Raw genomic sequence first — 16,641 nt, 5'->3', positions numbered from 1 at the left:
TCTTTAGTTCAGGCCAAAAGCCCGTAGCATGGTGTTGAGTTTGACGCCGGTTTCCCGCCATTCGGATTCCGGGCTGGAGGCCGGAACGATACCGGCACCGGCAAACAGACGAACGCGGTTACCGTTCACTTTGCCGCAGCGGATGGTGACGACCCATTCACCGTTGCCGTGCTCATCGCACCAGCCGACAATGCCGCCAAAGAGGCCCCGATTGAACGGTTCCAGTTCAGCAATCAGTTTCTGGGCAGTGGTATGCGGGAAGCCGCTCAGCGCCGGCGTTGGATGCAGCAGGCAGGCCAGTGACAGTGCCGTATCGGCTTTCTGGCTCACTTCACCTTCAATCGCGGTGCCCAGATGCCAGAGCGTCGAGGTGGTCAACAGCTCCGGGGTCGCTGGCAGGGCAAGGTAAGCGCTGCGGGGTTGCAGCACATCGCGCATGGCATCGGTCACCAGCTTATGCTCGTAGCGATCCTTGGTGGATGCCATCAGCTGTTGCCCGGCCTGACGATCTTTCTGTGCATCACTTTCACGACGCGCCGATCCGGCCAGTGGATGGGTGTAATAGCGGCTGTCATGCTTGCGCATCAGCAACTCCGGGCTGGCCCCCAGCAATGAACCCCCTTCCGGTAGTGCAACATGGAAGTTATAGCTTCCAGGATTCTGCGTCATCAGGCGCGTCATCAGGTTGGCAATATCGATCTTCTCGGTAGTGACGATTTCCATCAGGCGTGACAGCACCACTTTGTCCAACTGCTTCGTTGTGGTCGCGTCAACGGCCTGGGCGACCATCTGCATAAAGGCGTCCTGCTCTGGCAGAGCAGTACGGCGCATGACGTCAGGAAGCTCACTCTTTGGCGCGCCCATTTGTTGCAGATACGCCTTGCCATCGAAGTACTGGCTGGACTCAGGGATAAACAGGGAAGAAGGCTGGCTGGCATCGAAGGGGATCGCCCCGACGAGCACGGGGTGAGCAATTCCCTGGCGTTTCGCATCAAGGAATCGTTGCCGGATTTCGTGTTGAAATTCGCTATGTAGCGCTTCGCCACCGAATGCAGGGGTGGTGACGGTGGTAAAGCAGCCCTGTGCTGCCAGACTGCGCCAGGGAGACATAAAGAAAAAACCACTGGCGGCTGCCTGTGAGGCAAACTGTAGCGTACTTTCTGACGTTAACGATTCCATTGGGCATCCTCATTTAAATGATAAACGTAGTAAGAACTATTATCATTTGCTTTCAGGTGCAGTAAACTACGTCGATTATTGTGGAGTGTCAATAAAGGTAAATTAATTTAATTATCGTAAAGACATCCTTACACGGTGGGTGCTGTACGCGAGCCGTGCTGCCATTACCTGTGAAAAGGGGGGCCAGAGGAATCCACATAAAAGGTAAGCATTGCTGATTAAATGCCCGTGGGATAACGCCCGTGGGATAACAGAGGATGTTAGGCGGGTAGCAGGAAACGTTTAGTCAAGCTGATGGGGTAACCAGCAGCTGGCTTTGAGGCCACTGCGATCGCTACGGTTCGTCAGACTGAGGTGCCCACGATGGATTTGCACAATGCGCTGGACGATATTCAGGCCAAGTCCGCTACCACCATAGCGACGATCCATTCGACGGAAGGCTTTGATGGCATCGTTTACCATACTGGCATCAATGCCGGAGCCTTCATCGTGGACACTGACCTGGCTTCCGGTTTCCTCATCTTCCACCAGCAACGTAATCGTGCTGCCCTCTGGACTGTAACGTGAGGCATTCTCCAGCAGGTTACGCAGCATCAGCCTCAGCAAGATGGCATCGCCCTGTACCGTGCGTATTGTCGTGCTGCTAACAATAAGATGCTGCTGACGCAGGGCCAGTAGTTCATCCATTTCCTGGCGTAGCGGGTCAATGACATCATGCCAGCTCAGGGTCTGATAATGGCCGCTGGCCAGTGCCTGACCGGCGCGTGACAACATCAGGAGCTGCTCAATAACATGCATCAGTTGATCGATGCGCTCAACCAGCATCGGCCCCTGTTTTACCCCTTCCTGCTCCAGCAGCTCAAGGTGTAACCGCAGACCTGCCAGCGGCGTACGCAGCTCGTGTGCAGCATCAGCGGTGAACAGCCGCTCCTGCTGCAGCGTATTATCAAGACGGCCCAGCAGCTGGTTTAACGCCCCGGTGACCGCCACAATTTCATCCATTTCTGAATGCAGCGGCAGGGGAGAGAGATTGTCAGCAGAGCGGGTAACCAGGTTTTGTTGAAGCGATCTGAGCGGGCGAATAATCCAGCTGATTGCCCAGAATGAAAGCAGCAGGGTAAAGCAGACCATCACCAGCGAAGGCAGAAGCAGAGAGGCGATGGCCTCGCGGATTTCATTTTCTACCTGATCATTACGAGCGTGTGCAGAGAGGGTCTCATTGACCAGAAAACTGATCTGTTCGCGGCTTTCATGCCACAGCCAGAGCGCGCTCATCAACTGGCAGCTCAACAGAATGAGCGTCAGCATAATCAATAAACGCCGACGCATACTGTTCATGCGCGTTCTTCCAGGCGATAGCCAACGCCACGTACGGTTTTAATCCGGTCTTTCCCCAGCTTACGCCGCAGATTATGGATATGGACTTCAAGGGTATTTGAGCCGGTATCATCTTGCCAGCTGTAGAGATCCTGCAGGAGTGTTTCCCGGTGCACCGTTTGACCAATGCGCATCAGTAGACGCGTTAACAGAGAAAACTCTTTAGGTGTCACCTCGATGGGGTGATTATCGACGGCGACCTGTTGCGAAGAGAGGTTAAGTGCGAGGTCGCCATGCTGTAACAGGTTATCGCTTCTTCCCTGATAGCGACGGATAAGCGCACGGACGCGGGCTTTCAGCTCAACCAGTGCAAAGGGTTTGATCAGATAGTCATCTGCTCCGGCATCCAGCCCGTCAACACGGTCAGATAATGCATCGCGTGCTGTCAGGATCAATACTGGCAGATCAACCTGCTCTTTGCGCCACTGCCGCAGCAGATCGGCACCATCACGATCCGGCAACCCAAGATCCAGAACAATCAGGCTGTACTGACCGCTGTTCAAATACGCAATGGCCTGCGCGGCGCTGGCCGCACAGTCCACAGCATAACCTTCACCCGTCAGGGCTAGGGTTAACCCCTGTTGCAGGAGCGTATCATCTTCAACGATCAGTATTTTCATTGGCTCAATTATTTTGATAAACGTCTTTGTACAAGCGGCTTTCGAAACGAACCAAAGGAATACGGCGCTGGCGCTGATCTTCCGGTGGCACAGCGTATCCTGACAGGAACTGCACAAAGGCAACACGTTGTCCGCTGGCGGTTGTCATAAAGCCAGCCAGGTTATACACACCCTGTAAAGACCCCGTTTTTGCCGATACCTTGCCATCAACACCAGCTTCGTGCAGACCGCCGCGATAGCGTAATGTGCCGTCATAACCCGCTAAGGGTAGCATCGAAATATAATTTAATTGCTCATCATTCTGCGCAATATATTGCAGTACCTGCATCATGGTTGCCGGAGAGATCAGATCGTGACGCGACAGCCCGGATCCATCGACCTGAATGCTGTTACCCAGATCGATATTCGCCTTCTGACGCAGGATCTGACGGACTGCATCCGATCCTGCCCGCCATGTACCCGGCACGCCAAAGCGTTCATGGCCGATGGTGCGGAAAACGGTGTCAGCGATCATATTGTCTGACTTCTTCAGCATAATTTTTAACAGATCATGCAGCGGTGCTGACTGCGTTTCGGCCAGTACAGTACCGGGCTGTGTGACCTGAGTCTGCCTGACCAGGTGGCCGGTGTAGTCAATCCCGGCATTCTGCAGCTCAGCTTTCAGGATCGCGCCTGCGTAACTGGCCCCGTCCTGGATGGCAAAAGCCAGCGGTAATGGCTCAGAACGCTGGGTCAGACAACCCGTGAGGGTAAAGCGATTAAGCTCACCCGGAACCACATCCAGCTCGCAATACTGCGCATCAGGGGAGCCTTTAGCCAGCGTGCGGACTTCGCTGAACATATTCACCGGATAGTAAGATGCGACGCGAATAAACGCCTTATCACCCGGGTTTGGCGCACTATAAAGCGATACCGAGAAGCAGTTACGATCAACGATGGCAGCGCCGGGCGGGGCACTGAAGCATTGCGTCATGTCATTCCACGGCCAGCCGGGCGCTTTATCGTGGCTGGCAAAAACGGACGTATCAATGACCAGATTGCCATCAATGTGTTCCACACCCTGTTTTCTCAGTGCGGTGACCATATTACGCAAATCCTGGCGTGTCAGGGTGGGATCGCCACCGAAACGAGCCACCAGATCGCCGCGCAGTGTATCGCCGCTCACACTGCCTTTACTTTCCAGCTGTGTATGAAAGCGATAATCCGGGCCGAGTTGTAACAACGCGGCGAGAGCAGTGATCACTTTCATGGTGCTGGCGGGCAGTGCCATCTGTTGGCTGTGATAGTCGATAGCTGGCGTTGTGGCACCAATTTTCTGCACAACCAGCGCCAGATTGGCGCCGTCGGGTAAATATTGGGTATAGTCTTCGACGGGCGCAGCCTGCGCTTGCAGCATAAATGCGCAGGTAAAGCCGGTGACAATTCGTGAAAATCGCATAATCTCGCGGTAACTGACAGGTGATGCTGTCATACTACGGTGCATTGCGGTGGAAAGTAAACGATGACCCCCAGGGAACTCTGGGGTAAAATACGTATCAAATTGCAAAATCGAACCTGCCCTGGAGCTTGCTCCGGGTCAGGCTTCTTTCGTTTCAAATCAGTAGTAAGCGCCGCAGGACGCCCTTCCTGCATGCCACCCGTCAGGATGACGACACTTTAAACAGGATAGATTTTAAGAGGTATTGAGATGAACCAGATTCCGATGACGTTGAGGGGCGCGGAAAAACTGCGCGAAGAGCTGGAAGAGCTGAAAACCGTTAAACGCCCTAGAATTATTGCCTCAATTGCAGATGCTCGCGAACACGGCGATTTAAAAGAAAATGCTGAATATCATGCTGCTCGTGAAGAGCAAGGATTCTGCGAAGGCCGTATTCAGGAAATTGAAGCCAAGCTGTCGAATGCCCAGGTGATTGATGTCACCAAAATGGCGGGCAATGCTAACGGCCGCGTGATTTTCGGTGCCACAGTGACCGTGCTGAATGTGGACACTGATGAAGAGTCTACCTACCGTATCGTAGGGGATGATGAAGCGAACTTTAAGCAGAATCTGATTTCAGTGAACTCACCAATGGCACGTGGCCTGGTGGGCAAGGTTGCTGATGATATTGCCATTATCAAAACCCCAGGTGGCGATGTGGAATATGAAATCTTAAAAGTAGAATATCTTTAATTTTACAGTCCTCAAAATAACTGAGGTTTTGTAAAGATAAGAAAAAGGCCGCAACGCGGCCTTTTATCAGAATCAGGAGCATGGCACTTTCTCCAGTCCTGAGCTTAGTATGGACAAGTCGGCCCGAAAACCGACCTGCTCATCAACGCGGAATGGAAATCTTGCGCTCTTTCGTTGGACGGTACAGTACCAGCGTCTTGCCGATAACCTGCACATTGACTGCACGCGTTTCGCGCACGATGGCCTCAACTACCAGGGCTTTCGTCTCACGATCTTCTGTGGCGATTTTCACCTTGATAAGTTCATGGTGCTCCAGTGCTTGTTCGATCTCGGCCAGCACCCCTTCGGTCAAACCATTGTTGCCCAGCATAACAACTGGCTTCAGCGGATGGGCCAGACCTTTCAGGTGCTGTTTTTGTTTGGTACTCAGATTCATCGTATTTTTTACTTACATTGGGATTGAAAACGGGTCATTCTACCGCCATCTCGGGTGTATCACCAAATCGGCAGCGCTGATTTGAGCGGTTTATTTATCGCTTACGTTGAATCATAGTTGGAAATTGTATGACAGGTAAAAAGCGTTCGGCCAGTTCCAGCCGCTGGCTACAGGAACACTTTAGCGATAAATATGTGCTTGAGGCACAGAAAAAAGGGCTGCGCTCGCGCGCCTGGTTTAAACTGGATGAGATACAGCAAGGCGACAAACTGTTCAAACCTGGGATGACTGTGGTGGATCTCGGCGCGGCTCCCGGTGGTTGGTCGCAGTATGTGGTTACCCAGATTGGGGCAAAGGGTCACGTTATTGCTTGTGATCTTCTGCCGATGGATCCTATCGTCGGTGTCGATTTCCTTCAGGGCGACTTTCGTGATGAATTGGTGCTGAAGGCTCTGCTGGAACGCGTAGGTGAGACCAAGGTTCAGGTTGTGATGTCAGATATGGCACCCAACATGACGGGTACGCCTGCCGTCGATATTCCCCGGTCTATGTATTTATGTGAGCTTGCGTTGGAAATGTGCCGTGACGTTTTGGCACCTGGTGGAAGCTTTTTAGTGAAAGTGTTTCAGGGAGATGGCTTTGAAGAATACCTCCGGGAAATTCGCTCCCTGTTTACGAAAGTAAAAATTCGTAAGCCGGACGCTTCGCGCTCTCGTTCGCGTGAAGTGTACATTGTAGCGACAGGGCGCAAACTGTAACCAGAATAACTGGATTGGCTGTCAGCACCTCAGCGATTCCAAGTGTGAAGGATATAGAGTACCCTACGCTGTCTGTTAACACCGTTGTAATATGAGGTTAATCCCTTGAGTGACATGGCGAAAAACCTGATTCTCTGGTTAGTCATCGCAGTCGTGCTGATGTCTGTATTCCAGAGCTTTGGGCCCAGCGAGTCGAATGGCCGTCGGGTTGATTATTCAACCTTCCTGTCGGAAGTGAACCAGGATCAGGTCCGCGAGGCACGTATTAACGGGCGTGAGATTAACGTAACCAAAAAAGACAGTAATCGATATACGACCTACATTCCCGTCAACGATCCTAAGTTGCTCGACAACCTGTTGACTAAAAATGTGAAAGTAGTGGGTGAACCACCAGAAGAGCCGAGCCTGCTGGCGTCGATCTTCATCTCCTGGTTCCCAATGCTGCTACTTATCGGTGTCTGGATCTTCTTTATGCGTCAGATGCAGGGCGGCGGCGGAAAGGGCGCGATGTCCTTCGGCAAGAGCAAGGCCCGCATGCTGACAGAAGATCAAATCAAGACCACCTTTGCGGACGTTGCCGGTTGTGACGAAGCAAAAGAAGAAGTCAGCGAGCTGGTTGAATACCTGCGTGAGCCTAGCCGCTTCCAGAAACTCGGCGGTAAAATTCCGAAAGGCGTACTGATGGTCGGTCCTCCGGGTACCGGTAAAACCTTGCTGGCAAAAGCGATTGCCGGTGAAGCGAAAGTGCCTTTCTTTACCATCTCCGGTTCTGACTTCGTTGAAATGTTTGTTGGTGTGGGTGCATCCCGCGTTCGTGACATGTTTGAACAGGCTAAAAAAGCTGCGCCGTGCATTATCTTCATCGATGAAATCGATGCAGTGGGCCGTCAGCGTGGTGCCGGTTTGGGCGGTGGTCACGATGAACGTGAGCAAACCCTGAACCAGATGCTGGTTGAAATGGATGGCTTCGAAGGTAATGAAGGCATCATCGTGATCGCGGCAACTAACCGTCCTGACGTGCTGGACCCGGCATTACTGCGTCCGGGCCGTTTCGACCGTCAGGTTGTGGTGGGTCTGCCAGATGTTCGTGGTCGTGAGCAGATCCTGAAAGTCCATATGCGTCGTGTACCGTTGTCGACTGATATGGAACCGTCTGTGATTGCACGTGGTACTCCAGGCTTCTCCGGTGCTGACCTGGCTAACCTGGTCAACGAAGCGGCTCTGTTTGCGGCACGCGGCAATAAGCGTGTGGTATCGATGGTTGAGTTCGAAAAAGCCAAAGATAAAATCATGATGGGTGCAGAACGTCGCTCCATGGTGATGACCGAAGCGCAGAAAGAGTCGACGGCCTACCACGAAGCCGGTCACGCGATTGTCGGTACACTGGTACCCGGTTATGACCCGGTGCATAAAGTGACGATTATTCCGCGAGGACGTGCATTGGGCGTCGCATTCTTCTTGCCTGAGGGTGATGAGATCAGCGCCAACCGTCAGAAGTTGGAAAGCCGTATTTCCGTCGCCTACGGTGGCCGTCTGGCTGAAGAAATCATCTATGGTCCAGACTATGTCTCTACCGGTGCTTCTTCAGACATCAAAATGGCCACCAGCGTTGCGCGCAACATGGTGACTCAGTGGGGCTTCTCAGAGAAATTGGGTCCGCTGCTGTATGCTGAAGAAGAAGGTGAAGTGTTCCTTGGCCGTTCAGTGGCAAAAGCGAAACACATGTCTGATGAAACGGCGCGTATTATCGATCAGGAAGTGAAAAAACTGATTGATACTAACTACGCCCGTGCTCGCCGTATTCTGGATGAGAACATGGACATCCTTCATGCGATGAAAGACGCGCTGATGAAGTATGAAACCATTGATGCTCCACAGGTTAGCGATCTGATGGCACGCCGTGAAGTGCGTCCACCAGCGGGTTGGGAAGAGAGCACCAGCTCTGACAACTCCGATAAAAATGGTGGCAGCCCTCAGGCACCGCGCCCGGTTGATGATCCGCCGACGCCTACCAGCACTATGTAAAAACTGCGCAGCGCTTTCATCTGCTGTGCTGTAAAATTGATATCATCAAAACCCCGGCGCTGACCGGGGTTTTTTTATCCCTGTTACCGGAGAAAATTTGTTATGAAGCTGTACGCCAGAGATTCCGTGCTCGACCTTTCACATCCTCACGTAATGGGGATTTTAAATGTCACTCCTGACTCTTTTTCCGATGGCGGCAAGCATAATGAGTTAATCCAGGCGCTGACCCATGCCAATGAGATGATCAACGCAGGTGCAACTATCATTGATGTGGGGGGGGAATCCACGCGTCCCGGCGCGGCAGAGGTCAGTGTTCAACAGGAGCTGGACCGGGTTATGCCGGTCGTGGAAGCCATCGCACAACGTTTCGAGGTCTGGATCTCAGTCGATACCTCAAAACCTGATGTTATTCGCGAATCTGCACGTGCAGGTGCCCACATCATCAATGATATTCGTTCTCTCCAGGAACCTGGCGCGTTGGCTGCAGCAGCGGAAACCGGCCTTCCAGTCTGCCTGATGCATATGCAGGGTGAGCCGAAAACGATGCAGCAGGCGCCGCAGTATCAGAACATTTTACAGGATGTGGATGCCTTTTTTGTCGAGCATATCGCCCGCTGTGAAGCCGCCGGGATCAAAAAATCACAACTGTTGCTCGACCCCGGTTTCGGTTTCGGTAAGAATCTCTCCCACAATTATCAATTGCTGGCGCATCTGGCGGATTACCACCACTTTGGCCTGCCGCTGTTGGTAGGAATGTCACGCAAGAGTATGGTTGGTCAGCTATTGAATGTCGGGCCATCCCAGCGCCTGACCGGGAGTCTCGCTTGTGCAGTGATTGCCGCCATGCAGGGAGCCCATATTCTGCGCGTCCACGATGTGAAAGAAACCGTAGAGGCGATGCGCGTCGTCGAAGCCACACAGTCTGCAAGGGAAGAAAAATAGTATGAGCGAGCGTAAATATTTTGGTACAGATGGCATCCGCGGCAAAGTGGGTGAGTCTCCGATTACTCCGGACTTCGTGCTGAAGCTGGGCTTTGCTGCAGGTAAAGTGCTGGCGCGTCATGGTTCCAAGAAGATCATTATTGGTAAAGACACGCGTATTTCTGGCTATATGCTGGAGTCTGCACTGGAGGCAGGCCTGGCCGCCGCGGGTCTGTCTGCGGCATTCACCGGTCCGATGCCAACCCCGGCTATCGCATATCTGACCCGCACCTTCCGTGCAGAAGCCGGCATTGTGATTTCTGCGTCACACAATCCCTTTGACGATAACGGCATCAAATTCTTCTCTACTGAAGGCACTAAGCTGCCGGATGAAGTGGAAGAAGCGATCGAAGCGGAAATGGAAAAACCGATTACCTGTGTCGAATCTGCAGAACTGGGACGTGCCAGCCGTATCGTTGATGCTGCCGGGCGCTATATTGAGTTCTGCAAAGGGACATTCCCGAGCGAGCTGAGTCTGAATGGCTTGAAAATTGTGGTCGACTGCGCGAATGGTGCCACTTATCACATCGCGCCAAACGTATTACGTGAACTGGGTGCTACGGTCATCGCGATTGGTGTGCAGCCGGACGGTATGAACATCAACAAAGAGTGCGGTGCGACCGATCTCCGTCTGTTGCAGGAGCGTGTGCTGGCAGAAAAAGCCGATGTTGGTCTGGCTTACGATGGTGATGGCGACCGTATCATGATGGTTGACCACCTTGGCCACAAAGTGGATGGCGATCAGATCCTCTATCTTATTGCCCGGGAAGGGCTGCGCCAGGGGCAACTGCGCGGCGGCGTGGTTGGCACACTGATGAGCAACATGGGCCTTGAACTGGCGCTGAAACAGCTCGGTATTCCGTTCGCACGTGCCAAAGTGGGTGACCGCTACGTACTGGAAAAACTGAAAGAGAAGGGCTGGCGCCTGGGGGCTGAGAACTCAGGTCACGTTATCCTGTTGGATAAAACTACCACGGGCGACGGTATTGTTGCAGGTTTGCAGGTGTTGACTGCGATGGTGCGTAACCATATGACCCTGCACGATCTGTGCAGTGGAATGAAACTGTTGCCACAAATTCTGGTAAATGTGCGTTTCAGTGGTGCCAATGACCCGCTGGAAGACAGCCAGGTCAAAGCGGTGACTGCTGAGGTTGAAGCCGAATTAAAAGGGCGTGGACGCGTATTGTTACGTAAGTCAGGCACCGAGCCTCTCATCCGGGTGATGGTGGAAGGTGAGGATGAAGCGCAGGTGACTGCGCTGGCGCACCGCATTGCTGATGCAGTAAAAGCAGTTTAACCCGATGCCCGGGACGATCTTTTTTAAGTCTTACCGGGCAGGTAATTTACAGAGTGCATAGGATTTTTTTGGGCTAAAGCGTGTGTTTTTTCTCCAAAAAACCGCCTTTTGTCGTTTTTTTCCGCAATCAGTTATGGCGTATGAAATTGCCCTTGCACGTGCGGTCACCTTTGGTTAGTATTCACACCCGCTTCATAGGTAGGTCGTTAACTACTTATTAAGACTAACTGGCTTGAAGCTTTTGATGTGCGTTTAACGCACCAGGAACAAGGTTGATTATGTACGAAGCTCTTTTAGTAGTTTTCCTTATTGTGGCAATCGGCCTTGTCGGTCTGATCATGCTTCAGCAAGGTAAAGGCGCTGATATGGGAGCATCATTTGGTGCAGGCGCTTCTGGTACACTGTTTGGTTCTAACGGTTCTGGTAACTTCATGACCCGTATGACTGCAGTACTGGCGACCCTGTTCTTCATTATCAGTCTGGTTCTGGGTAACATCAACAGCAACAAAACCCAGAAAGGAAGCGAGTGGGAAAACCTGACTCAGCCGGCGCAGTCCCAACAGACTCAGCCAGCGAAACCGGTAACACCGGGCAGCGATATCCCGCAGTAAGCAGTAAATGAAGTTGCAGTAACCGTTTCGACGCGACAGAAATAAAAAAGTCGCCTCTTTAGTGCCGTGGTGGTGGAATTGGTAGACACGCTACCTTGAGGTGGTAGTGCCCGCATGGGCTTACGGGTTCAAGTCCCGTCCTCGGTACCAAATCTCAGTTTTGCTTGCAATTTCTGCAAGTTTTGCGTAGTATTCGGACGCGGGGTGGAGCAGCCTGGTAGCTCGTCGGGCTCATAACCCGAAGGTCGTCGGTTCAAATCCGGCCCCCGCAACCACTTTCCCTTAGAGTTCTTTTTCAAATAAACTGTATACTCCACATTACGTATCTCAGTTGATTTTGAAAAAAATTCTTTTGGATTGTGCCGAGCCGCCAGTGGCGGTTTACAGGGTCCAGTCGCATTAAGCCCCGATATTTCGGGGTTTTTTGTTATCAGGAAGCAGCATCACTGGGCTATAGGCCCTTTTTTTACGTCTTGGGGGTGGGATTGTCCACGTTAGAGCAAAAATTAACAGAGCTGATCTCAGCACCGGTAGAAGCGCTAGGCTACGAACTGGTTGGTATTGAGTTTGTACGCGGTCGCACATCCACCTTGCGCATCTATATTGATAGTGAAGATGGCATCAATGTTGATGATTGCGCTGATGTGAGCCACCAGGTCAGTGCGGTATTTGACGTCGAAGACCCAATTACCGTTGCTTACAACCTCGAAGTCTCCTCGCCTGGTCTTGACCGACCAATGTTTACCGCAGAACATTATGTCCGATTTACTGGCGAAGAAGTGAGCCTGGTTCTGCGTATGGCGGTCCAGAACCGTCGCAAATGGCAAGGTATCATTAAGTCTGTCGAGGGTGAGATGATCACTGTTGCCGTTGAGGGTAACGACGAAGTGTTCGCGCTGAGTAATATCCAGAAGGCGAACCTGGTTCCCCACTTTTAAAAGTCCGGATTGAGGCATACCAGGATGAACAAAGAAATCTTAGCTGTTGTAGAAGCGGTCTCTAATGAGAAGTCCCTCCCACGCGAGAAGATTTTCGAAGCTCTGGAGAGCGCGCTGGCCACAGCCACCAAGAAAAAATACGAGCAGGAAATTGACGTTCGCGTCAGCATCGATCGCAAAAGTGGCGATTTCGATACTTTCCGCCGTTGGCTGATTGTGGACGAAGTGACGATGCCGACGCGTGAAATCACGCTGGAAGCCGCCGTCTACGAAGATGAATCACTGGGCCTGGGTGGCTTTGTTGAAGATCAGATCGAATCTGTTACCTTTGACCGTATCACTACCCAGACTGCCAAGCAGGTTATCGTACAGAAAGTTCGTGAAGCTGAACGCGCGATGGTTGTCGATCAGTTCCGCGAGCAGGAAGGCGAAATCATCACTGGCGTGGTGAAGAAAGTTAATCGTGACAATATCTCACTGGAAGTGCGTCCAAACGATGGTTCTAACACCAACGCAGAAGCCGTGATTATCCGTGAAGATATGTTGCCACGTGAGAACTTCCGTCCGGGTGACCGTATCCGTGGCGTACTGTACGCTGTGCGCCCTGAAGCGCGTGGTGCTCAGCTGTTCGTCAGCCGTTCTAAACCGGAAATGCTGATCGAACTGTTCCGCATTGAAGTGCCGGAAATTGCTGAAGAAGTTCTTGAAATTAAAGCCGCTGCGCGCGATCCAGGCTCCCGAGCTAAAATCGCAGTGAAAACCAACGACAAACGTATCGACCCGGTCGGTGCTTGCGTAGGTATGCGTGGTGCGCGTGTTCAGGCGGTATCCAGTGAGCTGGGTGGCGAGCGTATTGATATCGTGCTGTGGGATGATAATCCTGCGCAGTTCGTGATCAACGCAATGGCCCCGGCGGATGTCGCCTCTATCGTGGTGGATGAAGATAATCACACCATGGATATCGCTGTGGAAGCCGGTAATCTGGCCCAGGCGATCGGCCGTAATGGCCAAAACGTGCGTCTGGCTTCACAGTTAAGTGGCTGGGAGCTGAACGTGATGACGGTCGACGACCTGCAGGCCAAGCATCAGGCTGAAGCTCATGCTGCCATCGACGTCTTTACCAAACATCTCGATATCGACGAAGACTTCGCGACCACTCTGGTCGAAGAAGGCTTCTCTTCTCTGGAAGAGCTGGCTTATGTGCCGATTAACGAGCTGCTGGAAATCGACGGTCTTGATGAAGAGACAGTAGAAGCGTTGCGCGACCGAGCTAAAAACGCGTTAACCACCCTGGCACTGGCCAAGGAAGAGAGCCTCGGCGACACCCAACCGGCAGAAGATTTACTGAGCCTGGAAGGACTGGAGCGCGAGATGGCCTTCAAGCTGGCAGCTAAAGGCGTATGCACGCTGGAAGATCTTGCCGAGCAGGGTGTTGACGATCTGTCAGATATTGAGGGCCTGAACGATGAAAGGGCTGGTGAGCTGATTATGGCTGCACGAAATATCTGTTGGTTCGGCGACGACGCGTAATAAACTGTAGCAGGAAGGAACAGCATGACGACAGATGTAACCGTAAAATCCCTGGCCGCAGAGATTCAGACACCGGTAGAACGCCTGGTACAGCAATTTGCTGATGCAGGGATCCAAAAGTCTGAGACTGACTCTGTTACCCAGCATGAAAAAGAGACTTTGCTGACCCATCTGAACCGCGAACATGGCGGTGGATCTGGTAAGCTTACTCTGCAGCGCAAAACGCGCAGCACCTTGAATGTTCCAGGCACCGGGGGCAAAAGTAAGTCGGTGCAAATCGAAGTCCGCAAAAAACGCACTTATGTAAAAGGCGATCCGGCTGATGCTGAACAAGCAGAAGCGGAAGCCCAGGCAGAGCGTGAAGCGGAAGAACTGGCTCGTCGCGAGGCTGAAGAACAAGCCCAGCGCGCAGCTCAAGACAAAGCGAAGCGTGAAGCCGAGGAGCAGGCCAAACGTGAGGCAGCTGATAAAGCCAAACGTGATGCAGCGGAAAAAGATAAAGTGAGCAATCAACATACCGACGAAACAACCCGGGCTTCTCAGTCCGATAAAGCCCGCCGCGAAGCGGAATCGGCAGAACTGAAGCGTAAAGCTGAAGAAGAAGCGCGTCGCAAGATCGAAGAAGAAGCGAAGCGCGTAGCCGAAGAAGCACGCAAAATGGCGGAAGAGAAAGGCGAAGAGTGGACGCAGGTTAAAGAAGTGGAAGACACTTCTGATTACCACGTTACTACTTCAACTCACGCTCGTGCAGCAGAAGACGAAAATGACGCACAGGTCGAAGGTGACCGTCGTACTCGTACTGCTACACGTCCAGCTAAAGCCCCTGTTCGCAAGAAAGGCAACAAGCATTCTGAAGCGAAAACTGACCGTGAAGAAGCGCGTGCTCAGGTTCGTGGCGGCAAAGGCGGCAAACGTAAACCAAGCACCCTGCAGCAGGGCTTTAACAAGCCAGCTCAGGCTGTTAACCGTGACGTTATCATCGGTGAAACTGTCACCGTAGCGGAACTGGCTAACAAGATGGCGGTGAAAGGCTCCCAGGTCATCAAAGCGATGATGAAAATGGGCGCTATGGCCACCATCAACCAGGTCATCGACCAGGAAACGGCTCAGATGGTAGCGGAAGAAATGGGTCACAAAGTGACTCTGCGCCGCGAAAATGAGCTGGAAGAAGCGGTAATGAGTGACCGTGATACCGATGCGGTGCATGAGTCTCGTGCTCCGGTCGTGACTATCATGGGTCACGTTGACCACGGTAAAACATCTCTGCTGGACTACATTCGCTCCACCAAAGTCGCCTCTGGCGAAGCGGGCGGCATTACTCAGCATATCGGTGCTTACCACGTTGAAACTGACAACGGTATGGTCACCTTCCTGGATACCCCAGGCCACGCAGCGTTTACTTCAATGCGTGCCCGCGGTGCTCAGGCAACGGATATCGTTATCCTGGTGGTTGCGGCTGACGATGGCGTGATGCCACAGACTATCGAAGCGATCCAGCATGCGAAAGCGGCCAAAGTGCCGGTTGTCGTTGCGGTGAACAAATGCGATAAGCCTGAAGCTGATCCAGACCGTGTTAAAACTGAACTGACTCAATACGGTATCATTCCGGAAGAGTGGGGCGGCGAAAACATGTTCGTTAGCGTTTCAGCTAAAGTCGGTACCGGTATCGATGACTTGCTGAATGCTATCCTGCTGCAGGCGGAAGTCCTCGAACTGAGTGCAGTACGTCAGGGCATGGCAAGCGGTGTGGTTATCGAGTCCTTCCTGGATAAAGGTCGTGGCCCGGTTGCAACTGTACTGGTTCGTGAAGGTACGCTGAACAAAGGCGATATCGTTCTGTGTGGCTTCGAATACGGCCGTGTCCGTGCGATGCGTGACGAATTGGGCCGCGAAGTACTGACTGCAGGCCCATCTATTCCGGTTGAGATCCTTGGCCTGTCCGGTGTGCCGGCAGCGGGTGATGAAGCGACCGTCGTACGTGACGAGAAGAAAGCACGCGAAGTAGCACTGTATCGTCAGGGCAAATTCCGTGAAGTTAAGCTGGCTCGTCAGCAGAAATCTAAGCTGGAAAACATGTTTGCGAACATGACCGAAGGCGAAGTGTCTGAACTGAACATCGTGCTGAAAGCTGACGTACAGGGTTCTGTTGAAGCTATCTCCGAATCCCTGATGAAGCTGTCTACTGATGAAGTGAAAGTGAAAATCATCGGTTCTGGTGTGGGTGGTATTACTGAAACCGACGCCACACTGGCAGCAGCGTCTAACGCAATCCTGGTGGGCTTCAACGTTCGTGCCGATGCATCTGCGCGCCGCGTGATTGATTCCGAAAGCCTGGATCTGCGTTACTACTCCGTCATCTATAATCTGATTGACGAAGTGAAAGCAGCGATGAGCGGCATGCTGGCACCTGAGTACAAACAGCAGATCATCGGTCTGGCTGCCGTACGTGACGTGTTCAAATCACCGAAATTTGGTGCTATCGCGGGCTGTATGGTGACGGAAGGTAACATCAAACGTCACAACCCAATCCGCGTACTGCGTGACAACGTGGTTATCTATGAAGGCGAGCTGGAATCCCTGCGCCGCTTCAAAGATGACGTTAACGAAGTCCGTAACGGCATGGAATGTGGTATCGGCGTGAAGAACTACAACGATGTACGTGTTGGCGATATGATCGAAGTATTCGAAATTATCGAAATCCAGCGTACCATCGACTAAG

At 52.5% G+C, this 16,641-nt stretch carries 14 protein-coding genes and 2 tRNA genes; 11 read left to right on the top strand and 5 right to left on the bottom strand.

Annotated features, from left to right (window positions below; translation table 11 throughout):
- Positions 1 to 3 precede the first annotated feature (3 nt).
- From HHI26_RS08610 to dacB, 4 genes are all read right to left on the bottom strand, one after another.
- Positions 4 to 1,179, bottom strand: a complete 1,176-nt coding sequence (locus HHI26_RS08610) for an isochorismate synthase (RefSeq protein WP_171148915.1) — start codon at positions 1,177 to 1,179, stop codon at positions 4 to 6.
- 282 nt (positions 1,180 to 1,461) lie between these two features.
- Complete coding sequence (gene pmrB, locus HHI26_RS08605; RefSeq protein ID WP_133844057.1) at positions 1,462 to 2,517, bottom strand: two-component system sensor histidine kinase PmrB; 1,056 nt, start codon at positions 2,515 to 2,517, stop codon at positions 1,462 to 1,464.
- Positions 2,514 to 3,176 (bottom strand): two-component system response regulator PmrA, encoded by a 663-nt coding sequence (pmrA, locus tag HHI26_RS08600; protein WP_133844055.1) that lies wholly within the window; start codon positions 3,174 to 3,176, stop codon positions 2,514 to 2,516. Before pmrA ends, pmrB begins: the two co-directional genes overlap by 4 nt.
- A gap of 4 nt (positions 3,177 to 3,180) precedes the next feature.
- Positions 3,181 to 4,614: a serine-type D-Ala-D-Ala carboxypeptidase gene (dacB, locus tag HHI26_RS08595; RefSeq protein ID WP_133844244.1), complete on the bottom strand. Its 1,434-nt coding sequence runs from the start codon at positions 4,612 to 4,614 to the stop codon at positions 3,181 to 3,183.
- Between the two features lie 249 nt (positions 4,615 to 4,863).
- Between dacB and greA the strand changes: the two genes are divergently transcribed.
- On the top strand, positions 4,864 to 5,346 hold the full coding sequence (gene greA, locus HHI26_RS08590; protein WP_133844053.1) for a transcription elongation factor GreA: 483 nt from the start codon (positions 4,864 to 4,866) through the stop codon (positions 5,344 to 5,346).
- Between the two features lie 142 nt (positions 5,347 to 5,488).
- On the opposite strand, the gene yhbY is transcribed toward greA, so the two are convergent.
- On the bottom strand, positions 5,489 to 5,782 hold the full coding sequence (gene yhbY, locus HHI26_RS08585; protein ID WP_048914482.1) for a ribosome assembly RNA-binding protein YhbY: 294 nt from the start codon (positions 5,780 to 5,782) through the stop codon (positions 5,489 to 5,491).
- Between the two features lie 128 nt (positions 5,783 to 5,910).
- Here yhbY and rlmE point away from each other — a divergent pair, with 128 nt between their 5' ends.
- From rlmE to infB, 10 genes are all read left to right on the top strand, one after another.
- On the top strand, positions 5,911 to 6,540 hold the full coding sequence (gene rlmE, locus HHI26_RS08580; RefSeq protein ID WP_133844051.1) for a 23S rRNA (uridine(2552)-2'-O)-methyltransferase RlmE: 630 nt from the start codon (positions 5,911 to 5,913) through the stop codon (positions 6,538 to 6,540).
- A 114-nt stretch (positions 6,541 to 6,654) separates the two neighbouring features.
- Positions 6,655 to 8,565 (top strand): ATP-dependent zinc metalloprotease FtsH, encoded by a 1,911-nt coding sequence (gene ftsH / locus HHI26_RS08575; RefSeq protein ID WP_133844050.1) that lies wholly within the window; start codon positions 6,655 to 6,657, stop codon positions 8,563 to 8,565.
- A gap of 102 nt (positions 8,566 to 8,667) precedes the next feature.
- A complete protein-coding gene (folP, locus tag HHI26_RS08570; RefSeq protein WP_171148914.1) occupies positions 8,668 to 9,507 on the top strand; it encodes a dihydropteroate synthase in 840 nt (279 codons plus the stop codon).
- Between the two features lies 1 nt (position 9,508).
- Complete coding sequence (gene glmM, locus HHI26_RS08565) at positions 9,509 to 10,843, top strand: phosphoglucosamine mutase (protein ID WP_133844046.1); 1,335 nt, start codon at positions 9,509 to 9,511, stop codon at positions 10,841 to 10,843.
- A gap of 278 nt (positions 10,844 to 11,121) precedes the next feature.
- Positions 11,122 to 11,454 carry a preprotein translocase subunit SecG gene (secG, locus tag HHI26_RS08560; protein ID WP_133844044.1) on the top strand — a complete coding sequence of 111 codons (333 nt, stop codon included), beginning with the start codon at positions 11,122 to 11,124 and terminating at the stop codon, positions 11,452 to 11,454.
- A gap of 63 nt (positions 11,455 to 11,517) precedes the next feature.
- Positions 11,518 to 11,604: transfer RNA gene (locus HHI26_RS08555), tRNA-Leu, on the top strand.
- A gap of 48 nt (positions 11,605 to 11,652) precedes the next feature.
- Positions 11,653 to 11,729: transfer RNA gene (locus tag HHI26_RS08550), tRNA-Met, on the top strand.
- A gap of 210 nt (positions 11,730 to 11,939) precedes the next feature.
- A complete protein-coding gene (rimP, locus tag HHI26_RS08545; protein WP_048914488.1) occupies positions 11,940 to 12,392 on the top strand; it encodes a ribosome maturation factor RimP in 453 nt (150 codons plus the stop codon).
- Positions 12,393 to 12,416: 24 nt separating this feature from the next.
- On the top strand, positions 12,417 to 13,922 hold the full coding sequence (gene nusA, locus HHI26_RS08540; protein WP_133844042.1) for a transcription termination factor NusA: 1,506 nt from the start codon (positions 12,417 to 12,419) through the stop codon (positions 13,920 to 13,922).
- Between the two features lie 24 nt (positions 13,923 to 13,946).
- Positions 13,947 to 16,640 (top strand): translation initiation factor IF-2, encoded by a 2,694-nt coding sequence (infB, locus tag HHI26_RS08535; RefSeq protein ID WP_133844040.1) that lies wholly within the window; start codon positions 13,947 to 13,949, stop codon positions 16,638 to 16,640.
- Position 16,641 lies beyond the last annotated feature (1 nt).

This window comes from Erwinia sp. JH02, from assembly GCF_013074405.1.
In the GTDB taxonomy this organism is placed as follows: Bacteria; Pseudomonadota; Gammaproteobacteria; order Enterobacterales; family Enterobacteriaceae; genus Erwinia; species Erwinia rhapontici.
The sequence above is the reverse complement of the archived record's forward strand: the minus strand, read 5'-3'. Positions and strand labels throughout refer to the sequence as shown.

Coding starts and splice junctions, on each gene's coding strand:
- HHI26_RS08610 (WP_171148915.1), bottom strand. CDS start 1,179: ATGGAATCGTTAACGTCAGAAAGTACGCTACAGTTTGCCTCACAGGCA.
- pmrB (WP_133844057.1), bottom strand. CDS start 2,517: ATGAACAGTATGCGTCGGCGTTTATTGATTATGCTGACGCTCATTCTG.
- pmrA (WP_133844055.1), bottom strand. CDS start 3,176: ATGAAAATACTGATCGTTGAAGATGATACGCTCCTGCAACAGGGGTTA.
- dacB (WP_133844244.1), bottom strand. CDS start 4,614: ATGCGATTTTCACGAATTGTCACCGGCTTTACCTGCGCATTTATGCTG.
- greA (WP_133844053.1), top strand. CDS start 4,864: ATGAACCAGATTCCGATGACGTTGAGGGGCGCGGAAAAACTGCGCGAA.
- yhbY (WP_048914482.1), bottom strand. CDS start 5,782: ATGAATCTGAGTACCAAACAAAAACAGCACCTGAAAGGTCTGGCCCAT.
- rlmE (WP_133844051.1), top strand. CDS start 5,911: ATGACAGGTAAAAAGCGTTCGGCCAGTTCCAGCCGCTGGCTACAGGAA.
- ftsH (WP_133844050.1), top strand. CDS start 6,655: ATGGCGAAAAACCTGATTCTCTGGTTAGTCATCGCAGTCGTGCTGATG.
- folP (WP_171148914.1), top strand. CDS start 8,668: ATGAAGCTGTACGCCAGAGATTCCGTGCTCGACCTTTCACATCCTCAC.
- glmM (WP_133844046.1), top strand. CDS start 9,509: ATGAGCGAGCGTAAATATTTTGGTACAGATGGCATCCGCGGCAAAGTG.
- secG (WP_133844044.1), top strand. CDS start 11,122: ATGTACGAAGCTCTTTTAGTAGTTTTCCTTATTGTGGCAATCGGCCTT.
- nusA (WP_133844042.1), top strand. CDS start 12,417: ATGAACAAAGAAATCTTAGCTGTTGTAGAAGCGGTCTCTAATGAGAAG.
- infB (WP_133844040.1), top strand. CDS start 13,947: ATGACGACAGATGTAACCGTAAAATCCCTGGCCGCAGAGATTCAGACA.